This window comes from Sinorhizobium glycinis, from assembly GCF_001651865.1.
Taxonomy (GTDB): Bacteria; Pseudomonadota; Alphaproteobacteria; order Rhizobiales; family Rhizobiaceae; genus Sinorhizobium; species Sinorhizobium glycinis.
In genome coordinates, this window is sequence record NZ_LPUX01000064.1 from 168,665 (window position 1) to 188,265 (window position 19,601).

Below are 19,601 nucleotides of genomic sequence, written 5' to 3' on the forward strand. Positions count from 1 at the left end.
CGGCTCCGGCCTAATGGAGCCGCCGCAGCCAAAATTCCGGCCAACGAAGTTCAATCGTAAAAGCGAAGATGCGGCTCCCCATACTGGTCAAGTACGGCGACGAAGTCGTTGTGCAACTTGCCGAACGTTGCGATGTCCGCAGAGCAGACACAAACCGATGAGGCAGGGTTAACGGGTTCGTCCGGCAACGACCGGCGAAAAACTATTCCCGGAAAATTCTTCTCCAGAGCCTGCATCACCCAATTCGCCGTAACACGTTCCGCACTCTTGCGATATGTGAGCGACAAGGTATCGGTGCGACTTACTTGAAAATCTACAGCAATCCCGCCAGGATTCCGCTCATGGGCCGCTTTCACCTGTTGTTGTAAACGCTTCAGCAGATTTGTTTCGGCTCTCGGTGATGGGCTGTGCCCGGAGAACCGAGATAAAGCCTGCGTCGAGTATCCAGCGACGACCTGTTTTGAATCGAAAAGCTGGTGGCGATCCAGCAATAAGCACATGTAGCGCGTCAACGCCTCTATATCTGGCCCATCCTGCAATGCCACACGAACGCGATCCACTAGCTGATCACGCGTCATATCGGCTTTGTTTATGACGAATGGCTCTCTACAATAAATCCCGTCGCCGTTGCAAACTACAACCTTTCCGGCCAACGCGGCCGTTAGCCCCACAGTGCTGTTCACCGTGAAGACAATGTGACTGGAACTTATTCTCTCCTCCAATGTAGACGTGTTGTCACGCCAGACTCGATCCCCAAAAGGTATGTTAAGACCAGATTGGGTTTCCTCCGGATGATCTCTTACAACGACATCCCATTCTTGGCCCAACGCCTGCGCTAGCTTGATCGCATCCAAAACAAGCTGCCGCATAGTCTTTATGCTTGGCGAGTACAGGAGAATATTACTGTCCTGTTGAACTTGTAGCGGGACGAATATCTGCTTTCGGGCAGACGCCGGCGCATCTGCCAAATTGAGCAGCGTTGAGCTAACAAAGTCACCGAGAGCATTCACGGAGTTCGATACGTCGGCTGTGTCGTATATGGCTACTGTGCCGCGCGCCAGCGACGAGATTCCGTTTGTTCCCTCACGATCAAAGAAGACGCTATCGCGGAGATAGCCCCGCTCAAGGAATCCACCCGTTATATTCCTGCAGCTCCCAATAATCCTCATCGCGTTGGCGACATGACCCGTAACGCCATTCCAAACTATAAGCGAGTCAATCCGCTGATCGTCCACCAAGCGAGTCAAGGCCATACCGTCCCGACGTAGCATGTACAAATCGCGGCGACGGTCCGCCGGTGGTGCGCGCAACAAATCATGCTTGATTCCGTAGATCGAATAAGCCTCGTCATCCCAGAATGCATCACCTATGGCGGACTTGGACACCTCCCCCTTCTTTAGTCGTGTCCGATAGGCATCGAGGTGCAGAATTTTTACCCCTCGCGCCTTGAAGAAAGCCCCCACTGAGGGCTTGTAGTGCAAAATTATCGGCTCTGCGCCCGCGGCTCTCAAGGATTCGGCCAAAGGCAGAATCCTATGCTGATTCTCCAGCAAGTCTCCGCACTGAATCAGTACCTTCATATTAAGCTCGATTGGTTTCGCGCTTGCTTGCTATAGCGCTGATGATCGATTCGAATTCGGCAGAGTTCGAAAAGCGATTTGCAGCTGCACGTTGAACTTCCATGCGCAGATACAAATCCAACTGGGGATTCATCTCTATTTCGGTAAGGAAGCCGATAACGTCTTGCGCGTTCGTTAAAGCTCTAACAGGTACGGGCGCAAGAACCTCAGCCCCGTCGCTGTTCGTAATCACGTGCTTCCCGGCCATAGCTGCTTCGACGTTCTTAAAGTTCAGGCCGCCGCGGACTAGGACTGGTGACAACAATGCATCGATCTTATCGTAAAATGCACTGAGATTGTCGACGAAACCTAATAACTCAATCTCGTCGTACAACCAAGACGCCGCTTGTACAGAGGGCTCTTCACAGACGCTTCCTGCGACGAACAGACGACTTTCGGGACTATATCTATGAAGCTCCGGCCACCAATGCCGGATAACGTACTCTAGGGCCTTCACATTGGCATCCATGCGAGTTCCAATGAACCCAAACGCCAAAGGCTTATAGATGTCTCTGGGCCTCACCGGTTTCTGATGCTGATCGAACGAGGGCACCAGGGCAATAACGCGTTTCTCCGGAAGAGTGTCTTTCAACAATTTTGCGTCGCGATCAGAAATCGCTAGGACTATATCGGCCTTCTTCAGCTGAGCAATCTCGACGTCCTTGTCATATTGCTCATTCAAGACAACTCTATCCAAAAGCGGCCGAGCCACGTCATTTCTATAGAACTGCACATCATGGGTGTCGCAAATCACGGTATGAAATAACCGCCGAATTCCACCGTCGACCTTACCCATCATCCATGCGTAATTTACCCACACCGCATCAAAGGATCCGGTCTCGCCGAGCTGCTTGAGTTCCCTGTAAAGCCAGAAAGAAGAGCGCTTCTGGCATTTCTCGGCGAACGTCATCTTGTTGGGATTAGAGACCTTCAGCCACTTCGTGAGTGTATTGTACACGGCCCTCCGGCGTCCGGTCTTACCTCTTAGTTTTCCCCATTGAGACTTAAAAGCGCGCGTCTCGGTGGCAATTAGACTCAAGGCAGCGGCCGCTCCAATTTCCCTCTCGCGACGCTGCTGCTGGTAGAGCACTGTTACGTCGCACCCTGCTTCGATGAGGCCTTGGATACTATTAAACATTCGCTGATGCGACCCGAGGCTCAGCGGGTATATTGACCCTGCCGAGACAAAGAGAACCTGCAGTTTCCCCACGGCCGGTCGCCGGTAAGGAGAGATCTCATTTCTATGGTTTATGGAACAAACGTTGCGCAGGTTTAACTGAAACAGGTACGAAATTGTTCGCGGCGGAAGAGGCAGGTTGCTTTCGTCGTTAGATAAGACGTAGATGGTGGCTTCAGTGCCGGGGTTCAACAAAGTCTGGACGTCCACTCGCTCCAGATCTTCGTTCAATAAACGCGTGGTCAATACATACACGTCGCCATCCCGATGGGCAGCGAGGTGTTTTGCTGCACCAATAGTCATCTCGGATGTGTCAGATAGCCCAGTCGCAACAACCAGCGAGACTGGAGCTTTTTTCCGTCTCAGGTGCTCAGCAGGTATTCGCGCTGAACCGAAACGATAGAGGAATAATTGCTCGCTGACAGTAATCGTATCCACTTTAAGCCGCTCTTTAAAATGCTCTAGCCACCTTCTCCCACTTGGCCAAATACACGAACAGGCTCGAAGCGCCTAGCCCAATGTGCGCATGAAAACATAATGTACCTGTTGACCAAACCAAAATCAGTACCAGCTTCGAAGCTGAGGCCTGAGGCGCGCATCAGATCCATGCCAGCGTTGGAGCAAATTTGTGTGCTAGTACACACGTTCGCCACTTTGACACGTGGACCGACCGCTTATATTGGTTCCGGCTCTCATAGACACGCGACCCGTCACCTTTTGAGGTTCGCAGCACGGATCATGAGGCACCGGACGAGAGTTTGAGTTCGCGTGGGGCGATAACTTCTGCCAATTGTAAATGAGAACCATGAAACTTTTTTCGACTTGGACCAGTCAAAGCAGGCGCGCACGGAATTTGGAAAGCCCCCCACTCTTCCTCTTTGGCTTCAACAAATGGAAAACGTTCATGTGCGACTGGTTCCCGCACCATGAACCAAGATTCGTGCGCGTCAAGCAATGGCCCTTGGAGTTCGATCTCTACTGGAAGCGACAGCTTCTCCGCGACCCGCGCGCCAAGGTGCTCGCCTGGCAATATAAGGGGCCGCCGAAGCTCAAGGAATTCTGCGCCCGCCACGGGATCCCGTTCCACTATGTCGAGGATGGCTTCCTCCGTTCCGTGGCGCTCGGTGCGCTCAGGGTGCCGCCGCTTTCGCTGGCCTTCGATGCGCAGGACATGTACTTCAACGCCAAGGCTCCGACCGATCTCGAGGAAATCCTCGGAACCTACGACTTCGAGAACGACCGCGCATTGGTGCGCAGAGCAAGCGCAGCGCGGCAGCTGCTGCTCGCCAGCCGCCTCAGCAAATACAATTCCGGCCATTCGCTCGACATCGCCACCGTGTATGGCGAGAAGACCCGAAAGCGGGTCCTCGTCATCGGCCAGGTGGAGCGTGACGCGTCGATCGCCTATGGCTGCGCGACCAAGGTCACGAACAACGATCTGGTGCGGCTCGCGAGGAAGGAGAACCCTGACGCACAGGTAATCTACAAACCGCACCCGGAAGTGCTGAAGGGTACGGCCGAGGCGAAGTCCAATCCGGGGCTGGTGCGCGACATCGCGATGATCCTCGAGCAGGATATCAGCCTCGCCGACGCGCTGGAAACTGTCGATCACGTCTATACGATTACATCGCTTTCGGGCTTCGAGGCTCTGCTGCGCGGCATCAAGGTGACGACGGTCGGCTGTCCCTTCTATTCCGGCTGGGGGCTGACGGACGATCGCCAGCCGAATCCGCGCCGCAACCGGAAGCTTTCGATCGACGAGGTCTTCGCGGCAGCCTACATTCTTTATGCAAAGTATCTCGATCCGGTCACCAGGACGCCGATCGAAATCGAGCAGGCGCTGGAGGTTCTCGCCAGGATGCGCGCGGAGCAGATGGCGGCTTGAGGCGTTTCTAAACCCGTTCCTCGCGGATCTCCCGCATCGAAGCCGTCAGCAGCGCCAGGCCGGCGACGAAGCAGACTAGCGCGAATTCGAGCACGTAGCCCTTATCCAGGCCGTCGGCGCGGTATTCCGGGTAAACGGCGCTCCGGAACCACATGATGATGTGCACGAGCGGATTGTAGAGAATGTAATCGCGGAACGGGCTAGGCAGGCTTTCCGGCAGAAAGAACACGCCGGAGATCATGAAGAGCGGGCGGTTGATGATGCCGAAAATCTGCTCGTAGAGCGGTAGGCGGGCGAACATCACGATGTTGATCGTGCCGATGCCGAGGCCCAGCATGGCGGCGGAACCGGCGGCCTCCGCCATGCCGGCGAGGTCCATCGGCTGGCTGACGCCGCCGAGTTCGATGATCAGGAAGAGGATCAGCACCGACACCAGTGCGTCGGTCATCAGTTGCAGGATGAAGCGCGAGACGATCGCGTCGAAGGGCGAAACGACCGGATAGGAGAGCAGCGCCTTGTTCGCCTTCATCGTGCCGGCCATGAAGGACGACATGCGCTGGTAGAAGGTGAAGGGCAGATAGCCGCTGGCGAAGAACAGCGGGAAGCTCAGGCCAAGCGCCGGCATGCGGGCGAAGACCTGGAAGATCAGCGTCATCATCGCGACATGGGCGACCGGATCGAAGATCGCCCATAGATAGCCGCCGGGTTTGGAGCCGTAGCGCGTCGACATTTCCCGCACCATGAGCGCCGCGGTCACTCTGAAGTGCTGTACGATGAGTTTCACAGGGGCCTCTCGCGGATTGCCAGTGGTGCAACGGTTCTGCGCCCCTCATCCCGCTGCCGCGACCTTCTCCCGGCAGGCGGGGAGAAGGGGCAAGTGGCACCGCTCGATGCTCCTCTGCCCGCGGGTGATCGGGCTGGAAGGGGCGTGATGGCGCCATCGCGGTGAGGGGCGACCGCCCGCATCGGGCCTCTCTAACGCCTTGGATCGGCATTGTCCATGAGCGGAACGACCGCCGATCAGGCGAGACAACAGGCGATTGTCGACAACCTCACCCCATCCGTTCCGACGCATAGCTCCCCGGGCTCGGCGGAAACACCACGACGCGGTTGCCGTTGATGAAGGTGCGGTGGTGGATATGGGCGTGGACGGCGCGGGCCAGCACCTGGCTTTCGACGTCGCGGCCGATCGACACGTAGTCCTCGGCGGATTGCGCATGGGTGATGCGGGCGATGTCCTGCTCGATGATCGGGCCTTCGTCGAGGTCGGCGGTGACGTAATGCGCCGTCGCGCCGATCAGCTTGACGCCGCGCTCATAGGCCTGCTTGTAGGGGTTGGCGCCCTTGAACGACGGCAAGAACGAGTGGTGGATGTTGATGATCCGGCCCGACATCTTCTTGCAGAGCGCGTCCGACAGCACCTGCATGTAGCGGGCCAGCACGATCAGTTCGGCGCCGGTCTGCTCGACGAAGTCCAGGAGCTGGGCTTCCGCCTTCGGCTTGTTCTCCTTCGTCACCTTGATGCAGTGGAAGGGGATGTCGTGGTTGACGACGACCTTCTGGTAGTCGAAGTGGTTGGAGACGACGCCGACGATGTCGATCGGCAGGGCGCCGATCTTCCAGCGGTAGAGCAGGTCGTTCAGGCAGTGGCCGAAACGCGACACCATCAGGAGCACCTTGGTGCGCTCCGACTGGTCGTGGAGCGCCGCTTCCATGGCGAATTTCTTTGCGATCGGTTTCAGCCCTTCCTCGAGCGCCGCACGGCTGACGCCCTCTTCCGAGATGAAGGAGATGCGCATGAAGAAGAGGCCCGTTTCGAGATCGTCGAACTGCGAGCTGTCGATGATGTTGCAGCCCTGTTCGGCGAGATAGCCGGAAAGCGCCGCGACGATGCCGCGGGTGGATTTGCAGGTTACCGTCAAAACGTAAGTGTGCATCATTCGTCCTTGTTGTCGCCTCGTGGAGCGCCGACCTCGCTATATATCACCTTGCGCGGAAAACGGCCGGCTCCTGTGCATCGATCTTGTTGAGGAATTCCTCCAGCTCGCCCGGCTCGATGCCGACCAGATGCGCCTTTTCCGGATAGGCGCCGGATCGCACATCCTCGGCATATTCGCGGAAGGCGGCAATGCGCTCCCGCTGCAGCCGTTCAAATTCGGCGGCGAAGTTGCGGTAGACCTTGGCATGGCGCGGATAGTGGCCGCGGTTCTGGCCGAGCACGTCTTCGGCAAAGAGATATTGCGCGTCGCATCCGGTGCCCGCTCCCATGGACATCATCAAGAGCGAGGTCCGCTCAGAGATGGCGGCCGCCACCTCTCCCGGCACGACCTCGATCTCGGCCGCGAAGGCGCCAGCCTCTTCGAGCGCCTTCACCTGGCGCCAGATCTCGATCGCGCTTGCCGCCGTCTTGCCGACGGCGCGGAAACCGCCGGTCCAGGTCGCCTTGGACGGGATCAGCCCGACATGGCCGCAGACGGGGATGCCCTCTTCGCGAAGCCGCCTGACCGTCGAAAGGCCGGCGGCGCAATAAACGGCGTCGCCGCCCGCCCGCATCGCCTGGAACGCGCCGCGCAGATAGTCTTCGGCCGTGACGAAATCGCCGTATTCGAGACCCGGAAAGGCAAAGACCGTCGGCGCCGCCTCGCGAAACGCGGGCCCGAGCAGCGCCGGCGGAACGGATACGAGGTCGATGCCGGCCTTCTCGGCGGCCTCGGCCTCCTCGAGCGTCACGACGCGCAGCATGGTGAGTTGCCTCTGGCCCTTGATCGACAACAGATCGGCAACGGTCGGGCGGCGGTGTTTCATGGGTTTCTCCTGGAAACGGGCTATGGTCGGCTGGAATGGATTGTGGGGTTACGCGTTCAGCGACCCACTTGCTATGAGCTCAAGAGAAAGGGTGCAGACCCCTCCCCAACCCCTCCCCACAAGGGGGAGGGACTTACCCTGCCGCACCGTCTCTGCCTTCGACTCAGACGGTTCAGCCAGACACAAGGACTGGATGAAGGCGACAGAGGGCCGCGCGCGCCAAGCCCCTCCCCCTTGTGGGGAGGGGTTGGGGAAGGGTCTTTTCGTTCGCTCACGCTCAGGCCGCCAGCAGCTTCTTCAACTTGCTTTCGGGCGAAGAAAGCGCCGCCGGGTCGGGCCGGCTGCCGGCGGCGATCAGCATTTCGGCAAGGCGAATGTCGCGGGCGACCGCATTGCCGGGCCCGATGCCGCTCGCGGCGATCAGCCGGCCCTCGCCGTCGAGGTGGAAAAGGATGAAGGCGCCGTCCGTGAGATCGCGCCGGACGGTCGTCACGGCGCCATCGGCAAGGCCGGCGATCTGCAGGGTCAGCTCATATTGATCCGACCAGAACCACGGCACACTGGCGACAGGCTCGTTGGCGCCCATCAGATTGGCCGCAGCCAGCGTTCCCTGATCCTGCGCGTTGCGCCAGGCCTCGAGCCGCACCCGCCGGCCCTGATAAAGCGAGAGGGGAAAGGAACAGCAGTCGCCAGCGGCATAGATATCGGGGTCCGACGTCCGAAGCCTCTCGTCGACGGCGATGCCGTTTTCGACCAGGATCCCGGCGGCCTCGGCAAGCCCGGTGTTCGGGATCGCACCAATGCCGACGACAATGAGATCGGCGAGCCTGCCGGTGCCATCGGCGAAGAGGACACGTGCGCCATCATCATCCGCTTCGACCGCCGCGATGCGCACGCCGCAGACGATCTCGACGCCTTCCTGCCGGTGCCGTTCGGCAACGACGTCTGCAATTTCCTCCGGCACGCCACGGGAAAGGACGCGCGGCAAGCCTTCGATGAGCACGACCTCGGCGCCGAGCTTGCGGGCCGTCGCAGCAAGTTCGAGACCGATGAAGCCGCCGCCGATGATGACGAGCTTGCGCCCCGGCGCCAGCGCCCGGCGGATCGCCAGGGCGTCGGCATGGGTTCGCAGCATTCGGATGCGTCCGGAATTCTCCGGAGCGCCCGGAAGGGCGCGCGGCCGGGCGCCGGTCGCAAGAAGCAGCCGGCCGTAGTGGATCGCGCGACCGTCCGCGAGCCGCACCGCCCTTTGCCGGCGGTCGATCGCCTCGACCGGGACGCCCGTCAACACCGTGATCCGAGCCTCCTCATAGCGCTCGGGACCGGCAATGTATTTCGGCGGCTCGGCGCCGGCAAGCCCGTCCTTTGACAGCGGCGGCCGCTCATAGGGGAGATGCGGCTCGGCGCCGATCAGGGTGATTCCGCCCTCGAAACGCTTTTCCCTCAGCGCAAAGGCCGCCCTTGCGCCGCATTCGCCGGCGCCGACGATAACGATATGGCTCATGTTCTCCTCCCCTGGCGCCTGAACGTCAGGCCGCGTCCTCAGGAAATCGCAATGAAGACGCTGCCGGCCTCGACCTTGACCGGATAGGTCCTCAGATTGACGCAGACGGGTGCGCCCTTGGCCTGGCCGGTCTTGTAGTTGAAGCGGCCGTTGTGCTTCGGACATTCGATGATGTCGTCCATCACCAGGCCGTCGGCGAGGTGGATATGCTCATGGGTGCAGAGCCCGTCGGTGGCGAAATATTCGTCATCGGGACTTCGGTAGACGGCAAAGGTGCGGCCGTCGTGGTCGAAGCGGATCACGTCTTCCTCGTCGATATCGTCGGCCGCGCAGACCTCGACCCAGTTCGAGCTCATGGGTTTCCTCCATCCGATGTGTTGATTGCCGGCTGCTTGTCCGCGCTTACTCGGCGGCGACCGGCTCGCTGTGGAACTCTTCGCGATAGGGCTTCGCGGTCGGCGGCAGTTCGCGCCTCAGGAAATAGTCCTCGTTGCGCAATTGCCGAATGAAGGCCGGGATCATCTCGCGATAGCCGTCGAGGATAGACGGATTGGCGGCAGGCAGGTCGTGCCTGATCATCGCGTGCAGCTTCGGCAAGGCGTGGTAGGGCACCATCGGGAACATGTGGTGCTCGACGTGGTAGTTCATGTTCCAGTAGATGAAGCGGCTCACCGGATTCATATGGACCGTGCGGCTGTTCAGCCGGTGGTCGATGACGTTGTCGGCAAGGCCGCCATGCTGGAGCAGGCCCGTCAGCACGTGATGCCAGGCGCCGTAAAGCCGCGGCAGGCCGATGAGCATCAGCGGCAGGATGGAGCCGAGATAGATCGAAAGGCCAGTGGCAGCGACATAGATTGCGAGCCAGATGCGGGCGACGAGGATCGCCTTCGGACGCTCCATTTCCGGGATAAAGGTTTTCTCGGCCGCACTGATCACGCCGAAGGCGTTCCGCACCACGTCGATGACCGCATGCCAGACATCGATGATGCCGAAGAAGTTGAGAACGAGGCGGAGAAGATCCGGCGGCCGCATGACGGCGATCTCCGGATCGCGGCCGACGATGACCGTGTCGGTGTGGTGGCGCGTATGGCTCCAGCGCCAGGTCACCGGGTTGCGCATGATCATGAAGCAGGCGATCTGATAGACGGCGTCGTTCATCCACATCGTCTTGAAGGCGGTGCCATGGCCGCATTCGTGCCAGCGGCTGTCGGAGGCCGAGCCGTAGAGAACGCCATAGGCAAGGAAAAGCGGCACGGCGAACCAACTGCCCCAGAACCAGATGCCGAGGCCGCCGAAGAGAACCATGCTGCCGAGCCAGATCGCGGTGTCGCGGATGGCCGGTCCATCCTCGCGCTTCATCAGTTCCTTCATCTGCTTGCGCGGAATTTCCGTGTGGTACCACTCGGCCGCGGCAAGGCCGCTCGCCACCGCGGCCTGGGCATCGCGGCCAAGCAGGCTGTAATCTCGTTTCGTCGGAACTGTCGTCATCCCTGCCTCCCGAAGCGCGCTCCCGTCTGCGGCTTCAACTGATGCGAGGAGAATAAGTTGACTTTTGACAGCTCTCAATGCAGTCATGATATATTCTCTCAAAACACATCAAAACAGCAACCTCATGCCTGAGGTAATGCTGTCAGGGAGCGCAAAGATGAGCAGCAGGCCGACAATCGCGGATCTGGCGCGGGCCGCGGGCGTGAGCGTTGCAACGGTGGACCGCGTGCTGAACGGCCGCCACCCGGTGCGCGAGGAGACGGCGCGGCGCGTCTATGACGCGGCAAAGGCGATCGGCTATCACGCCGTCGGGCTGCTGCGGCAGCGCGTTTTCGAGGATCTGCCGCAATACCGGCTCGGTTTCCTCCTGCAAAAGCCGCAGCAAGCTTTCTATCAGGCGGTCGCGAAGGAAATGGAGAATGCCGCGCTGGCGCTGACCAATGTCCGCGCCATGCCGCAGGTCGACTTCGTTGCCAATTCGACGCCAGCTGGAATTACCGAGAAGCTCAAGGCGATGGCGGCGCGCAATCAGGCGATCGCCTTCGTCGCCCCCGACTATCCGGCCGTCACCGATGCTGTCGAGGAACTGAAGCAGCGCGGCATTCCGACTTTCTCGCTGCTCTCCGATTTTGCGTCCGGCGTGCGCGAAGGCTATATCGGCCTGAACAATCACAAGGTCGGGCGAACCGCCGCCTGGATGATCGCCAGGGCGGCCAAACGGCCGGGCAAGGTCGCTGCCTTCATCGGCAGCCATCGCTTCCTCGGCCACGAACTGCGCGAGATCGCCTTTCGCTCCTATTTTCGCGAGAAGGCGCCCGAGTTCGAGGTGCTCGATACGATGGTGAACCTCGATACCGCCGAAATCACCCATGAGGCGACGCTCGACCTCCTGAAGCGCCACCCCGATCTCCTCGGCTTCTACGTTTGCGGCGGCGGCATGGAGGGCGCGATATCGGCAATTCGCGAGGAGAAGCTCGTCGGCAAGCTGCTCGTCGTCGTCAACGAGCTGACACCGGAGTCACGCGCGGCCCTTGCCGATGAAGCGGTGATCATGGCGGTCGCGACGCCCGTCCAGACGCTGGCGCGTGAGACGATCAATCTGATGATCGGCGCCATCGATCGGGGAACGGCTGGCGTACCGGGACAGACCATCCTGCCCTTCGACATCTTCACGCCGGAGAACATTTAGGCCCACCGGACGACGACCGAGATTTTCCGCGATTAAGTGCTGTCAGGGTGTTGTCTTCTGGTTCATGAAAAAGCTAAGACACCACAACCGACAGGCGAGGCCGACACCAAAACACGGAAAACGATTGCCGCACACCCGCAGGCAACATCGCACGTCGGGCCGGTTTGCAGGAGAGGGCAGGAATGGCAACTTTGAGTTTCTTTTTTCCGGGAGGGAAGTATCCGCAGGGCCACACGCCTTCGATACCTGATTTCATCGGCTTCAATCCGCAATTTGGTGACCTGGTCGATCTCACCACTGCCACGCTCATAAGCAGATCGTCGACACAAATCCGTTTTCAGCTCGACAACGGCCTTAAGCTGACGATCACGGGATCTGGCTTCACCTTCAACGCGGCGGGGGAAGCGACCGGCGGATCGATCACAAAGTTCGACCTGTTCCAGAACAATGGCACCACGCTTGTTCAATCGCTGACCGGCCTCAATCTGTCCCTCGCTCTCCTCGAAGATGCGACCGACGCTTACGACCCCTGGGGTCTGCAGCAATGGCTGTTGAGCCGCAGCGACACCATCAACGGCTCCGCCGGCGATGACGACATGTACGGCTTCGCCGGCAACGACGTCGTCAAGGGAAACGGCGGCGATGACTATATGGAAGGTGGGGAAGGCAAGGACACCTATGACGGCGGCAGCGGATTCGACGAGGTGAGTTTTCAGGATGCCTACTGGAACGCCGATGCTTTCAGGGGAATCGTGCTCGACGCAACGGCCAGGACGGTCACCGATCCTTACGGCAATAGCGAGACCATCGCGAACATCGAAGCTTTCAGAGGAACGCAGTTCGCCGACAGCATGAAGGGTTCGTCCGTTGACGAGGGGTTCATGGGTCTCGGGGGGCGCGACACGATCGACGGAGGCGGTGGATTCGACATCATCAGCTACAGTCGCGATGCGCGCTTCGGCGGCACGGCCGGCGTGACCGTCAATCTCGCCACCGGGGTCGCCATTGACGGATTTGGCAAGCAGGACAAGCTCATCAGCATCGAGGATGTGCGCGGTACCGACTTTGCCGACAGACTGACAGGCAGTTCCGTCGCCAATTGGCTGCGAGCGGACGGTGGGAACGATTTCCTCGCTGGCGGTCTTGGGAACGACACCCTGATCGGCGGCGGAGGAAAGGACACGTTCCTTTTCAACACGACGCTGAACGCCTCGGGCAATGTCGACGTGATCGAGGATTACAGCGCCGTCGATGATACGATCCGTTTGGAGAACGCGATCTTCACCAAGATCATCGGAATCGGAACACTGACGGCGGCGCAGTTCGTCAAGAACACCAGTGGAACGGCGGCGGATGCCAGTGACCGGATCATCTACGAAACGGACACCGGAATGCTGTTCTACGACAGCAACGGCAATGCTTCCGGAGGGCGGATCCATTTTGCCACCATCGACCCAAACCTAACGCTGACGGCCGCGGATTTCTTCATTGCATGAACCCATCGGGGCGGCGCGTGGTTGCCTCAACCCAGACCCATGTCGCCCCGGCACGCCATTCACGAACTTCGTCCTTTCTCACCTCAGTCTCAACGGAACCGCATGGGAACATCGCCCCCGCCCGTGACGTTGTAGGACTCGCCCGCCACCGATAAATGGCAGGCGAGGCGTCATACGGGAGGTTGCGTGGGCAGATCCGCGAATGAGAAACGAAACGGCGCCCCGCTCGTTCACGGCGCCGATGATCTGCCGTCCGTCAGGGTCGACGACTACAATATGGGGTTGCGTGAGGGCGGCGGCTTTCTGGGCGACAGGGCCAACAAATTTGCCTTTCAGGAAAAGCTCGATGCCTGGCGCAAGCGTGTGCGCAAGGGCGGTGAAGATCCGCTCGGCAAGAAGTCGACCGGCGACCTGTCGAAAAAGCAGATTGACGCTCTTCTGAAGGGCGACGACAAGGAAGCGGCCGCCCTGGTGATGGGAGCGGTCGACGAGTTTGCGGGCGAACTCGCCAGCGTTCTCGACAAATTCCTCCAGCAGAAAAGCTGGAAGGACACCGAACGTGTCGCGATCGGCGGCGGCTTCCGAGGGAGCGCCGTAGGTGAACTCGCCATCGCCCGGGCAATGATCCTTTTGAAGGCCGAAGGTCTCAAGATAGAACTTGCTCCCATTGTCCACCATCCGGACGATGCCGGGCTCATCGGCGCCGCCCACCTCATGCCGACCTGGATGTTGAAGGGCCACAAGGCAATGCTTGCCATCGACATCGGCGGCACCAATGTCCGCGTCGGCATTGTCGAGCTGCGCTTGAAGGAAGAAACGGACCTCTCAAAGGCCAAGGTCTGGAAGTCCGACATCTGGCGGCATGCGGACGACAGGCCCAATCGGAGTGCCACGATCGAACGTCTCATCGCCATGATCGAGAAGCTTGTCGCCAAGGCGGACAAGGCGGACCTCGCGCCGGCACCCGTGATAGGCGTCGCCTGCCCCGGTGTCATCAACGCCGACGGATCGATCCTCCGCGGCGGGCAGAACTTGCCGGGCGGCAACTGGGAAAGCGAGCACTTCAACTTGCCCATCGCCCTCAAGAAGGCCATCCCGCAAATCGGCGATGAGGAAACCTTCGTGATCATGCACAACGACGCCGTCGTTCAGGGGCTCTCCCAAATACCCCACATGCAGGACGTCTCTGGCTGGGGAATCCTGACGATCGGCACAGGCCTCGGCAACGCCCACTTCACCAACAAGCCCGAAAATCGCAATGCCACCTGAGCTACGGCAGAGCCTGGAAACATCGCCCTGCAGGTGCCTTTCCGGCGGCCGCGCAAAGCCATAACCGACTTTGCTGCAAAGACCTCCCAACGTCGCACCAACTGTGGCACTCTCCACCATCGCTGTTGCGCCAATGTGAGCGGTGATCGATGCTGACGACCCTCCGCAGCCGAAGCCACTTGCGTTTTTGCTCTCATCCGCTGGGGCCGCCATGTTCGACCTGATCATTCGAAACGCCAATCTGCCGGACGGCCGCGAAGGCATCGACATCGGCATCATAGGCGACAGGATCGCCGCGGTGACGAGGAAGATCGAAGCGTCGGCGCAGGAGGAGATCGACGCGACCGGCCGGCTCGTATCGCCGCCCTTCGTCGATCCGCATTTCCACATGGACGCGACGCTGTCGCTCGGGCTGCCGCGCATGAACCGCTCCGGCACGCTCATCGAGGGCATCGCTCTCTGGGGCGAACTGCGTCCGACCTTGACGCGCGAGGCGCTGGTCGAACGAGCGCTCCGCTATTGCGACCTCGCGGTCTCGCAGGGCCTTCTCTACATCCGCAGCCACGTGGACGTTACTGATCCGCGGCTGGTGACGGTCGAGGCGCTGCTGGAGGTCCGAGAGAAGGTCGCGGCTTATCTCGACCTGCAGCTCGTCGCCTTCCCGCAGGACGGCTACTACCGCTCGCCGGGCGCCGTCGACGCCTTGAACCGGGCGCTCGACATGGGCGTCGACATCGTCGGCGGCATTCCGCATTTCGAGCGCACCATGAGCGACGGGGCCGCGTCCGTCGAAGCGCTATGCCGGATCGCCGCCGAACGCGGGCTGCCCGTCGACATGCATTGCGACGAGACCGACGATCCGATGTCGCGCCATATCGAAACCCTAGCCGCGCAGACGATCCGCTTCGGTCTTCAGGGCCGGGTTGCGGGATCGCATCTCACCTCGATGCATTCGATGGACAACTACTACGTCTCGAAGCTCATCCCGCTGATGGCTGAGGCTCGGATCAACGTCATTCCCAATCCGCTGATCAACATCATGCTGCAGGGCCGGCACGACACCTACCCGAAACGCCGCGGCCTGACGCGCGTGCGCGAGCTGATGGAGGCGGGCCTCAATGTCGCCTTCGGCCACGACTGCGTAATGGATCCCTGGTACTCGATGGGCTCGGCAGACATGCTGGAGGTCGGCCACATGGCCATCCACGTCGCGCAGATGGCCGGCATCGAGGACAAAAAGAAGATCTTCGATGCATTGACCGCGAACTCGGCCAGGACCATGGGCCTTGCGGGCTACGGCATCGAAAAAGACTGCAACGCCGACCTCGTCATCCTCCAGGCACGCGATCCGCTGGAAGCCCTGCGGCTGAAACCGAACCGGCTTGCCGTAATCCGCCGGGGCAAGGTGATCGCCCGCACGCCGGCGCGGGTGAGTGAGTTGCGGATCGACGGACGTCCAGCAAGCGTGGACGGCACCGAATATGCCCCGAGCTTCGGGTGCTGAACCACCTGCGGGCCTGTCTACTGCGGCGCCGCACGCCTCGGCGAGCTTGCCACCAGCCGCGCATAGGCGATCGCCGACAGCATGTTGACGTGGTTCGCCTTGCCGGTGCCGGCGATGTCGAAGGCCGTTCCGTGGTCGACGGAGACACGGTCGATCGGCAGTCCGAGCGAGACGTTCACGGCCGTGTCGAAGGCCACCAGCTTGATCGGGATATGGCCCTGGTCGTGATACTGCGCCACGACGAGATCGAAGGCACCGTTATAGGCGCGCGCGAAGACCGTATCGGCCGAGATCGGCCCGGTAACGTCGATTCCCCTGGCCTTCGCCAGCTCGACGGCAGGCGCCAGGGACCGCGTATCCTCGTCGCCGAAAAGCCCGTTTTCGCCGCAATGCGGGTTGAGACCGGCAACGGCGATGCGCGGCTTGCGGCCGAGCCGCATGAAATGGTTGTGACCAGCCTCTATCGTCGCCAGCACCCGCTCGACCGTCGCCCGCTCGATGGCGCCGCGCAGCGACACATGGGTCGAAACGTGGATCGTGTTGAGCCGCTCGGAAGCGAGCAGCATGAATGAACTCTTCGAGCCGGTGAGGTGCGCAAGAAGGCCGGTGTGGCCGTCGAAATGATGGCCGGCGAGGTTCATCGCCTCCTTGTTGATCGGCGCGGTGACAATGCAATCGGCCTCGCCCGCCGTCGCCATTTCGACAGCGCGACGGATATAGCGCACCGAAGCCTCGCCGGCGGTGGCGCTTACCTTGCCGATCTCCGGCAGGGGTGCATCGATCGGCACCTCCTCGACAAGTACGGCGCCGTCCGTCGGTCGGGTCGCGAGGGAGACGGCCGCGGATGCCGCATGCTTGGCCCGCTCCAGCGCCTCGATATTGCCGACGATGGTGAAGCTCGCGAGCTCGCTTCGCGGCAGCGAGGCGAGAGCCTTGACGATCACCTCCGGCCCGACGCCGGCGGGATCGCCGAGCGTGATTGCGACGCGGGTCTCCTTGGCCATGGTTTTCCTCCCGTGCGGCGTTGCTAGTAGGCCGCCTCGTAGATTGCGAGAATATCGTCGCGCGGCAGATCGCGCGGATTGTTGTCGAGCAGCCGACGGATGGCGAAGGCATCATCGGCCATCGTGCCGAGGTCGTTGGCGAGCACGCCGAGCTGGCGCAGCTTCATTTCGATGCCGAGCGACGCGCAGAACCCATGGGCCGCATCGAACACGGAGTCGACGTCCTGCGAGGCAGGCAGGCCCAGCGCCTCGAGCACCGCCCTCGTCTTTTCAGGTACGGCGGGCGTGTTGAAGGCGAGCACATGCGGGAAGATCAGCGCGTTGGCGGCGCCATGGGCGACATGCCAGCGCGTGCCGAGCGGATAGGCAAGCGCATGGCCGCCGGCCGTATTCACCGGCCCGAGGCAATAGCCGCCGTAAAGCGAGGCGAGCGACAGTCCGGCGCGGGCCTCCGCATCGTTGCCGTCGCGGACGGCGCGGGCGAGGTAACGGCCGACAAGCCGCACGCCTTCGATCGCATAGATGTCGATGGCGGGATGGGCCTTGCGGTTCGTGAAGGCCTCGACGCAATGGGCGAGCGCATCCACCCCCGTCGCCGCGGTCACCTTAGGCGGCACGGTGAAGGTGAGCGCCGGGTCGATGACGGCGATGTCGGCGAGCATGTGGATGCTCTCGACGGCGAGCTTGGCCTTGGTCTCCGGGTCGGTGACGAGGGCGCGGATGCCTGCTTCGCTGCCGGTTCCGGACGTGGTCGGCACCTGGGCAAGCGCGACTCCACGCGGCTCGGCAACCTTGCCGGCACCGACGACCTCGGCGAGCCGCTGCGACGAGCCACTGAGAACGGCCGCGAGCTTGGCGAGATCCATGGCGCTGCCGCCACCGAAGCCAACGATCAGATCGGCCCTGGCGCTTTCCGCAGCCGAAAGCACGCGATCAAGGTCGGCCGTATCCGGCTCGGCCTTGATGTCGCCATAGACGGTCACTTCGCCAGCCAGCCCAAGGACCTCCGTGCGCGTTGCGTTGAACGCGTCGGAAATCACCAGAACGCGACGATATCCCTTGCTTGCGGCCCATGTGCCGAGCCTTGCCGCCACGCCGGTGCCGAACTCGATCAGACCCGGCCTCACCATCACAATGGGGCTATCCAGATTGCTCATCCGATCGATCCTCCCTGAACCCGACGGCGCGAAGCGCGCCAAGATGTAAAGTTGTTATACTTTATGACAGCAAATGGCAAGCGCGGCAATCGAGATTTCGCCCCCGTTGGGTTATTTCCAGCGTCCCCGCGGTCAAAGAGGGCACGGGTGATCGACGCCTATATTGTTGCAAACAATGTGAATCTTCGCGCCGGCATCGCCACGGTCGCCGGCGATCCGAGGAGCTGCGACGACCCCATCAGGGTTGCGACATTAGCGGCTGCACTTGTCAATTCAGGGCCGCCGTCGGTCAGTCACCCGCTCCATCACCTTGCTTCCTCGATGAAGCCTGGATCCAACCGGACGTATTTGATCGCCCGCCGGAAATAGGTGTAAGCAATGTGAAGGCGGCCTTCCGCGTCCTCGACAACCGACGGATAGGAGAATTCGCGATTGCGCGAATCCCTGGAATTGTTGCTCAGACAAAAGCCATCACCCGTATCGAGATCGACGCGGCGCGGGAATGTCCGGCCGCCATCCGTCGAGAAAGCCAGGCTCAGCGGCGCGCGAGGCACACCCCAGACGGCGGGACGGGCCGAGGCGACCGCATCGTCGGAACCGCTGTCCTCCTCTCCCTCGATCTCGTCGTAAAGCGAGTGGCGGCGGGCATCCGACATGGACGCATTGCTGTGGTTGTAAACCATTGCAATCGCATTGTTTTTCAGACGGACCGCCTGTATCGACGAGTTGTTGTTCGGTAGGTCGACCGGCTCGGGCGCCGTCCAGCTGAGGCCCGCATCGCTCGACCGGCTCCTGAGCACATGGGTGGCGAAGCGGTTGCGGTAGAATGACACCATCGCACCACCGTCGGCCGGGAGGATGTTCATATGAACCGCGCCGATGCTGTCCGGCACCTCCGCCATCGTCCAGGTCCCGCCCTGGTCGCGCGAGATCAGCACGGCGGCCCGATCGACGTCGCCGGTCCAGCGCCGCCCCGCTTCGCCGATGCAGCGAAAGACCGGCAGCAGCCAGTCGCCGGCGCCGTTGACGATGATCGGCTGGCGCACGAAAGTGCCGGGAATGTCGCAAAGAATTTCCGTCGGGCCGAAAGACTTGCCGCCATCATTGGAAATGCGGCGCTTGACCACTGCGCCATCCTGGTTTCCCGAGGTCTGCGACGTAAAGAGCAGCCAGACGCGGCCGTCCGGCGCGGTGAAGATCAACGGATTCTGCTCGGACTTTTGCGGGTCGTCCGACATCTTCTCCGGGTCGCTCCAGCGGCGCGCGCCTGGCCCCAGCCGCGACATGTAGACCGAAATGTCGCCCATGCCTTCCATCGTTCCGCCGAACCAGACGCATGTCAGCGTGCCATCCGGCAAGAAGGCGAGATTGGCGGCGTGGTTCTGCACGCAGGGGGACGGAAGATAGGCATCGCAGCGGCCGGGCTCCGCCGCGTTCGGCACGACTTCACCCGTCATTCGGGACGGAACCTCGTGCGGATCCAGTGCGGAATAGGTCATCCGAT

16 protein-coding genes are annotated in these 19,601 nt (G+C 61.2%); 5 read left to right on the forward strand and 11 right to left on the reverse strand.

Annotated elements, in window-relative coordinates; translation table 11 throughout:
- Nucleotides 1-50 precede the first annotated feature (50 nt).
- On the reverse strand, nucleotides 51-1,580 hold the full coding sequence (locus AU381_RS20730; RefSeq protein ID WP_064243618.1) for a hypothetical protein: 1,530 nt from the start codon (nucleotides 1,578-1,580) through the stop codon (nucleotides 51-53).
- Nucleotide 1,581: 1 nt separating this feature from the next.
- A complete protein-coding gene (locus AU381_RS20735; RefSeq protein ID WP_156528643.1) occupies nucleotides 1,582-3,234 on the reverse strand; it encodes a glycosyltransferase in 1,653 nt (550 codons plus the stop codon).
- 415 nt (nucleotides 3,235-3,649) lie between these two features.
- Between AU381_RS20735 and AU381_RS20740 the strand changes: the two genes are divergently transcribed.
- Nucleotides 3,650-4,681, forward strand: coding sequence for a capsular polysaccharide biosynthesis protein (locus AU381_RS20740; protein WP_162273444.1), 1,032 nt, complete (start codon nucleotides 3,650-3,652; stop codon nucleotides 4,679-4,681).
- 7 nt (nucleotides 4,682-4,688) lie between these two features.
- Here the strand turns inward: AU381_RS20740 and AU381_RS20745 are convergent, their stop codons facing one another.
- The 6 genes from AU381_RS20745 to AU381_RS20770 form a co-directional block, all read right to left on the reverse strand.
- Entirely contained in the window at nucleotides 4,689-5,465 is a 777-nt protein-coding gene (locus AU381_RS20745; RefSeq protein WP_064243621.1) for an ABC transporter permease, read from the reverse strand.
- Between the two features lie 268 nt (nucleotides 5,466-5,733).
- Entirely contained in the window at nucleotides 5,734-6,618 is an 885-nt protein-coding gene (purU, locus tag AU381_RS20750) for a formyltetrahydrofolate deformylase (protein ID WP_064244166.1), read from the reverse strand.
- 46 nt (nucleotides 6,619-6,664) lie between these two features.
- Complete coding sequence (locus tag AU381_RS20755; protein ID WP_064243622.1) at nucleotides 6,665-7,486, reverse strand: 3-methyl-2-oxobutanoate hydroxymethyltransferase; 822 nt, start codon at nucleotides 7,484-7,486, stop codon at nucleotides 6,665-6,667.
- 277 nt (nucleotides 7,487-7,763) lie between these two features.
- Complete coding sequence (locus AU381_RS20760) at nucleotides 7,764-8,990, reverse strand: NAD(P)/FAD-dependent oxidoreductase (RefSeq protein ID WP_064243623.1); 1,227 nt, start codon at nucleotides 8,988-8,990, stop codon at nucleotides 7,764-7,766.
- Nucleotides 8,991-9,028: 38 nt separating this feature from the next.
- Complete coding sequence (locus AU381_RS20765; RefSeq protein WP_064243624.1) at nucleotides 9,029-9,346, reverse strand: MocE family 2Fe-2S type ferredoxin; 318 nt, start codon at nucleotides 9,344-9,346, stop codon at nucleotides 9,029-9,031.
- 46 nt (nucleotides 9,347-9,392) lie between these two features.
- Nucleotides 9,393-10,478 (reverse strand): fatty acid desaturase family protein, encoded by a 1,086-nt coding sequence (locus AU381_RS20770; protein WP_064243625.1) that lies wholly within the window; start codon nucleotides 10,476-10,478, stop codon nucleotides 9,393-9,395.
- Nucleotides 10,479-10,635: 157 nt separating this feature from the next.
- Here AU381_RS20770 and AU381_RS20775 point away from each other — a divergent pair, with 157 nt between their 5' ends.
- The 4 genes from AU381_RS20775 (at nucleotide 10,636) to AU381_RS20790 (ending at nucleotide 15,936) form a co-directional block, all read left to right on the forward strand.
- Nucleotides 10,636-11,667, forward strand: coding sequence for a LacI family DNA-binding transcriptional regulator (locus AU381_RS20775; protein WP_064244167.1), 1,032 nt, complete (start codon nucleotides 10,636-10,638; stop codon nucleotides 11,665-11,667).
- Nucleotides 11,668-11,849: 182 nt separating this feature from the next.
- Complete coding sequence (locus tag AU381_RS20780) at nucleotides 11,850-13,163, forward strand: calcium-binding protein (RefSeq protein WP_064243626.1); 1,314 nt, start codon at nucleotides 11,850-11,852, stop codon at nucleotides 13,161-13,163.
- Between the two features lie 186 nt (nucleotides 13,164-13,349).
- Nucleotides 13,350-14,432, forward strand: a complete 1,083-nt coding sequence (locus tag AU381_RS20785) for an ROK family protein (protein WP_064243627.1) — start codon at nucleotides 13,350-13,352, stop codon at nucleotides 14,430-14,432.
- Between the two features lie 211 nt (nucleotides 14,433-14,643).
- Nucleotides 14,644-15,936, forward strand: a complete 1,293-nt coding sequence (locus tag AU381_RS20790; RefSeq protein ID WP_064243628.1) for an amidohydrolase family protein — start codon at nucleotides 14,644-14,646, stop codon at nucleotides 15,934-15,936.
- 17 nt (nucleotides 15,937-15,953) lie between these two features.
- On the opposite strand, the gene pdxA is transcribed toward AU381_RS20790, so the two are convergent.
- From pdxA to AU381_RS20805, 3 genes are all read right to left on the reverse strand, one after another.
- Nucleotides 15,954-16,940 carry a 4-hydroxythreonine-4-phosphate dehydrogenase PdxA gene (pdxA, locus tag AU381_RS20795; protein ID WP_064243629.1) on the reverse strand — a complete coding sequence of 329 codons (987 nt, stop codon included), beginning with the start codon at nucleotides 16,938-16,940 and terminating at the stop codon, nucleotides 15,954-15,956.
- Between the two features lie 23 nt (nucleotides 16,941-16,963).
- Nucleotides 16,964-18,097 (reverse strand): iron-containing alcohol dehydrogenase, encoded by a 1,134-nt coding sequence (locus AU381_RS20800; protein ID WP_064243630.1) that lies wholly within the window; start codon nucleotides 18,095-18,097, stop codon nucleotides 16,964-16,966.
- Between the two features lie 305 nt (nucleotides 18,098-18,402).
- Nucleotides 18,403-19,596: a sialidase family protein gene (locus tag AU381_RS20805; RefSeq protein WP_064243631.1), complete on the reverse strand. Its 1,194-nt coding sequence runs from the start codon at nucleotides 19,594-19,596 to the stop codon at nucleotides 18,403-18,405.
- Nucleotides 19,597-19,601 lie beyond the last annotated feature (5 nt).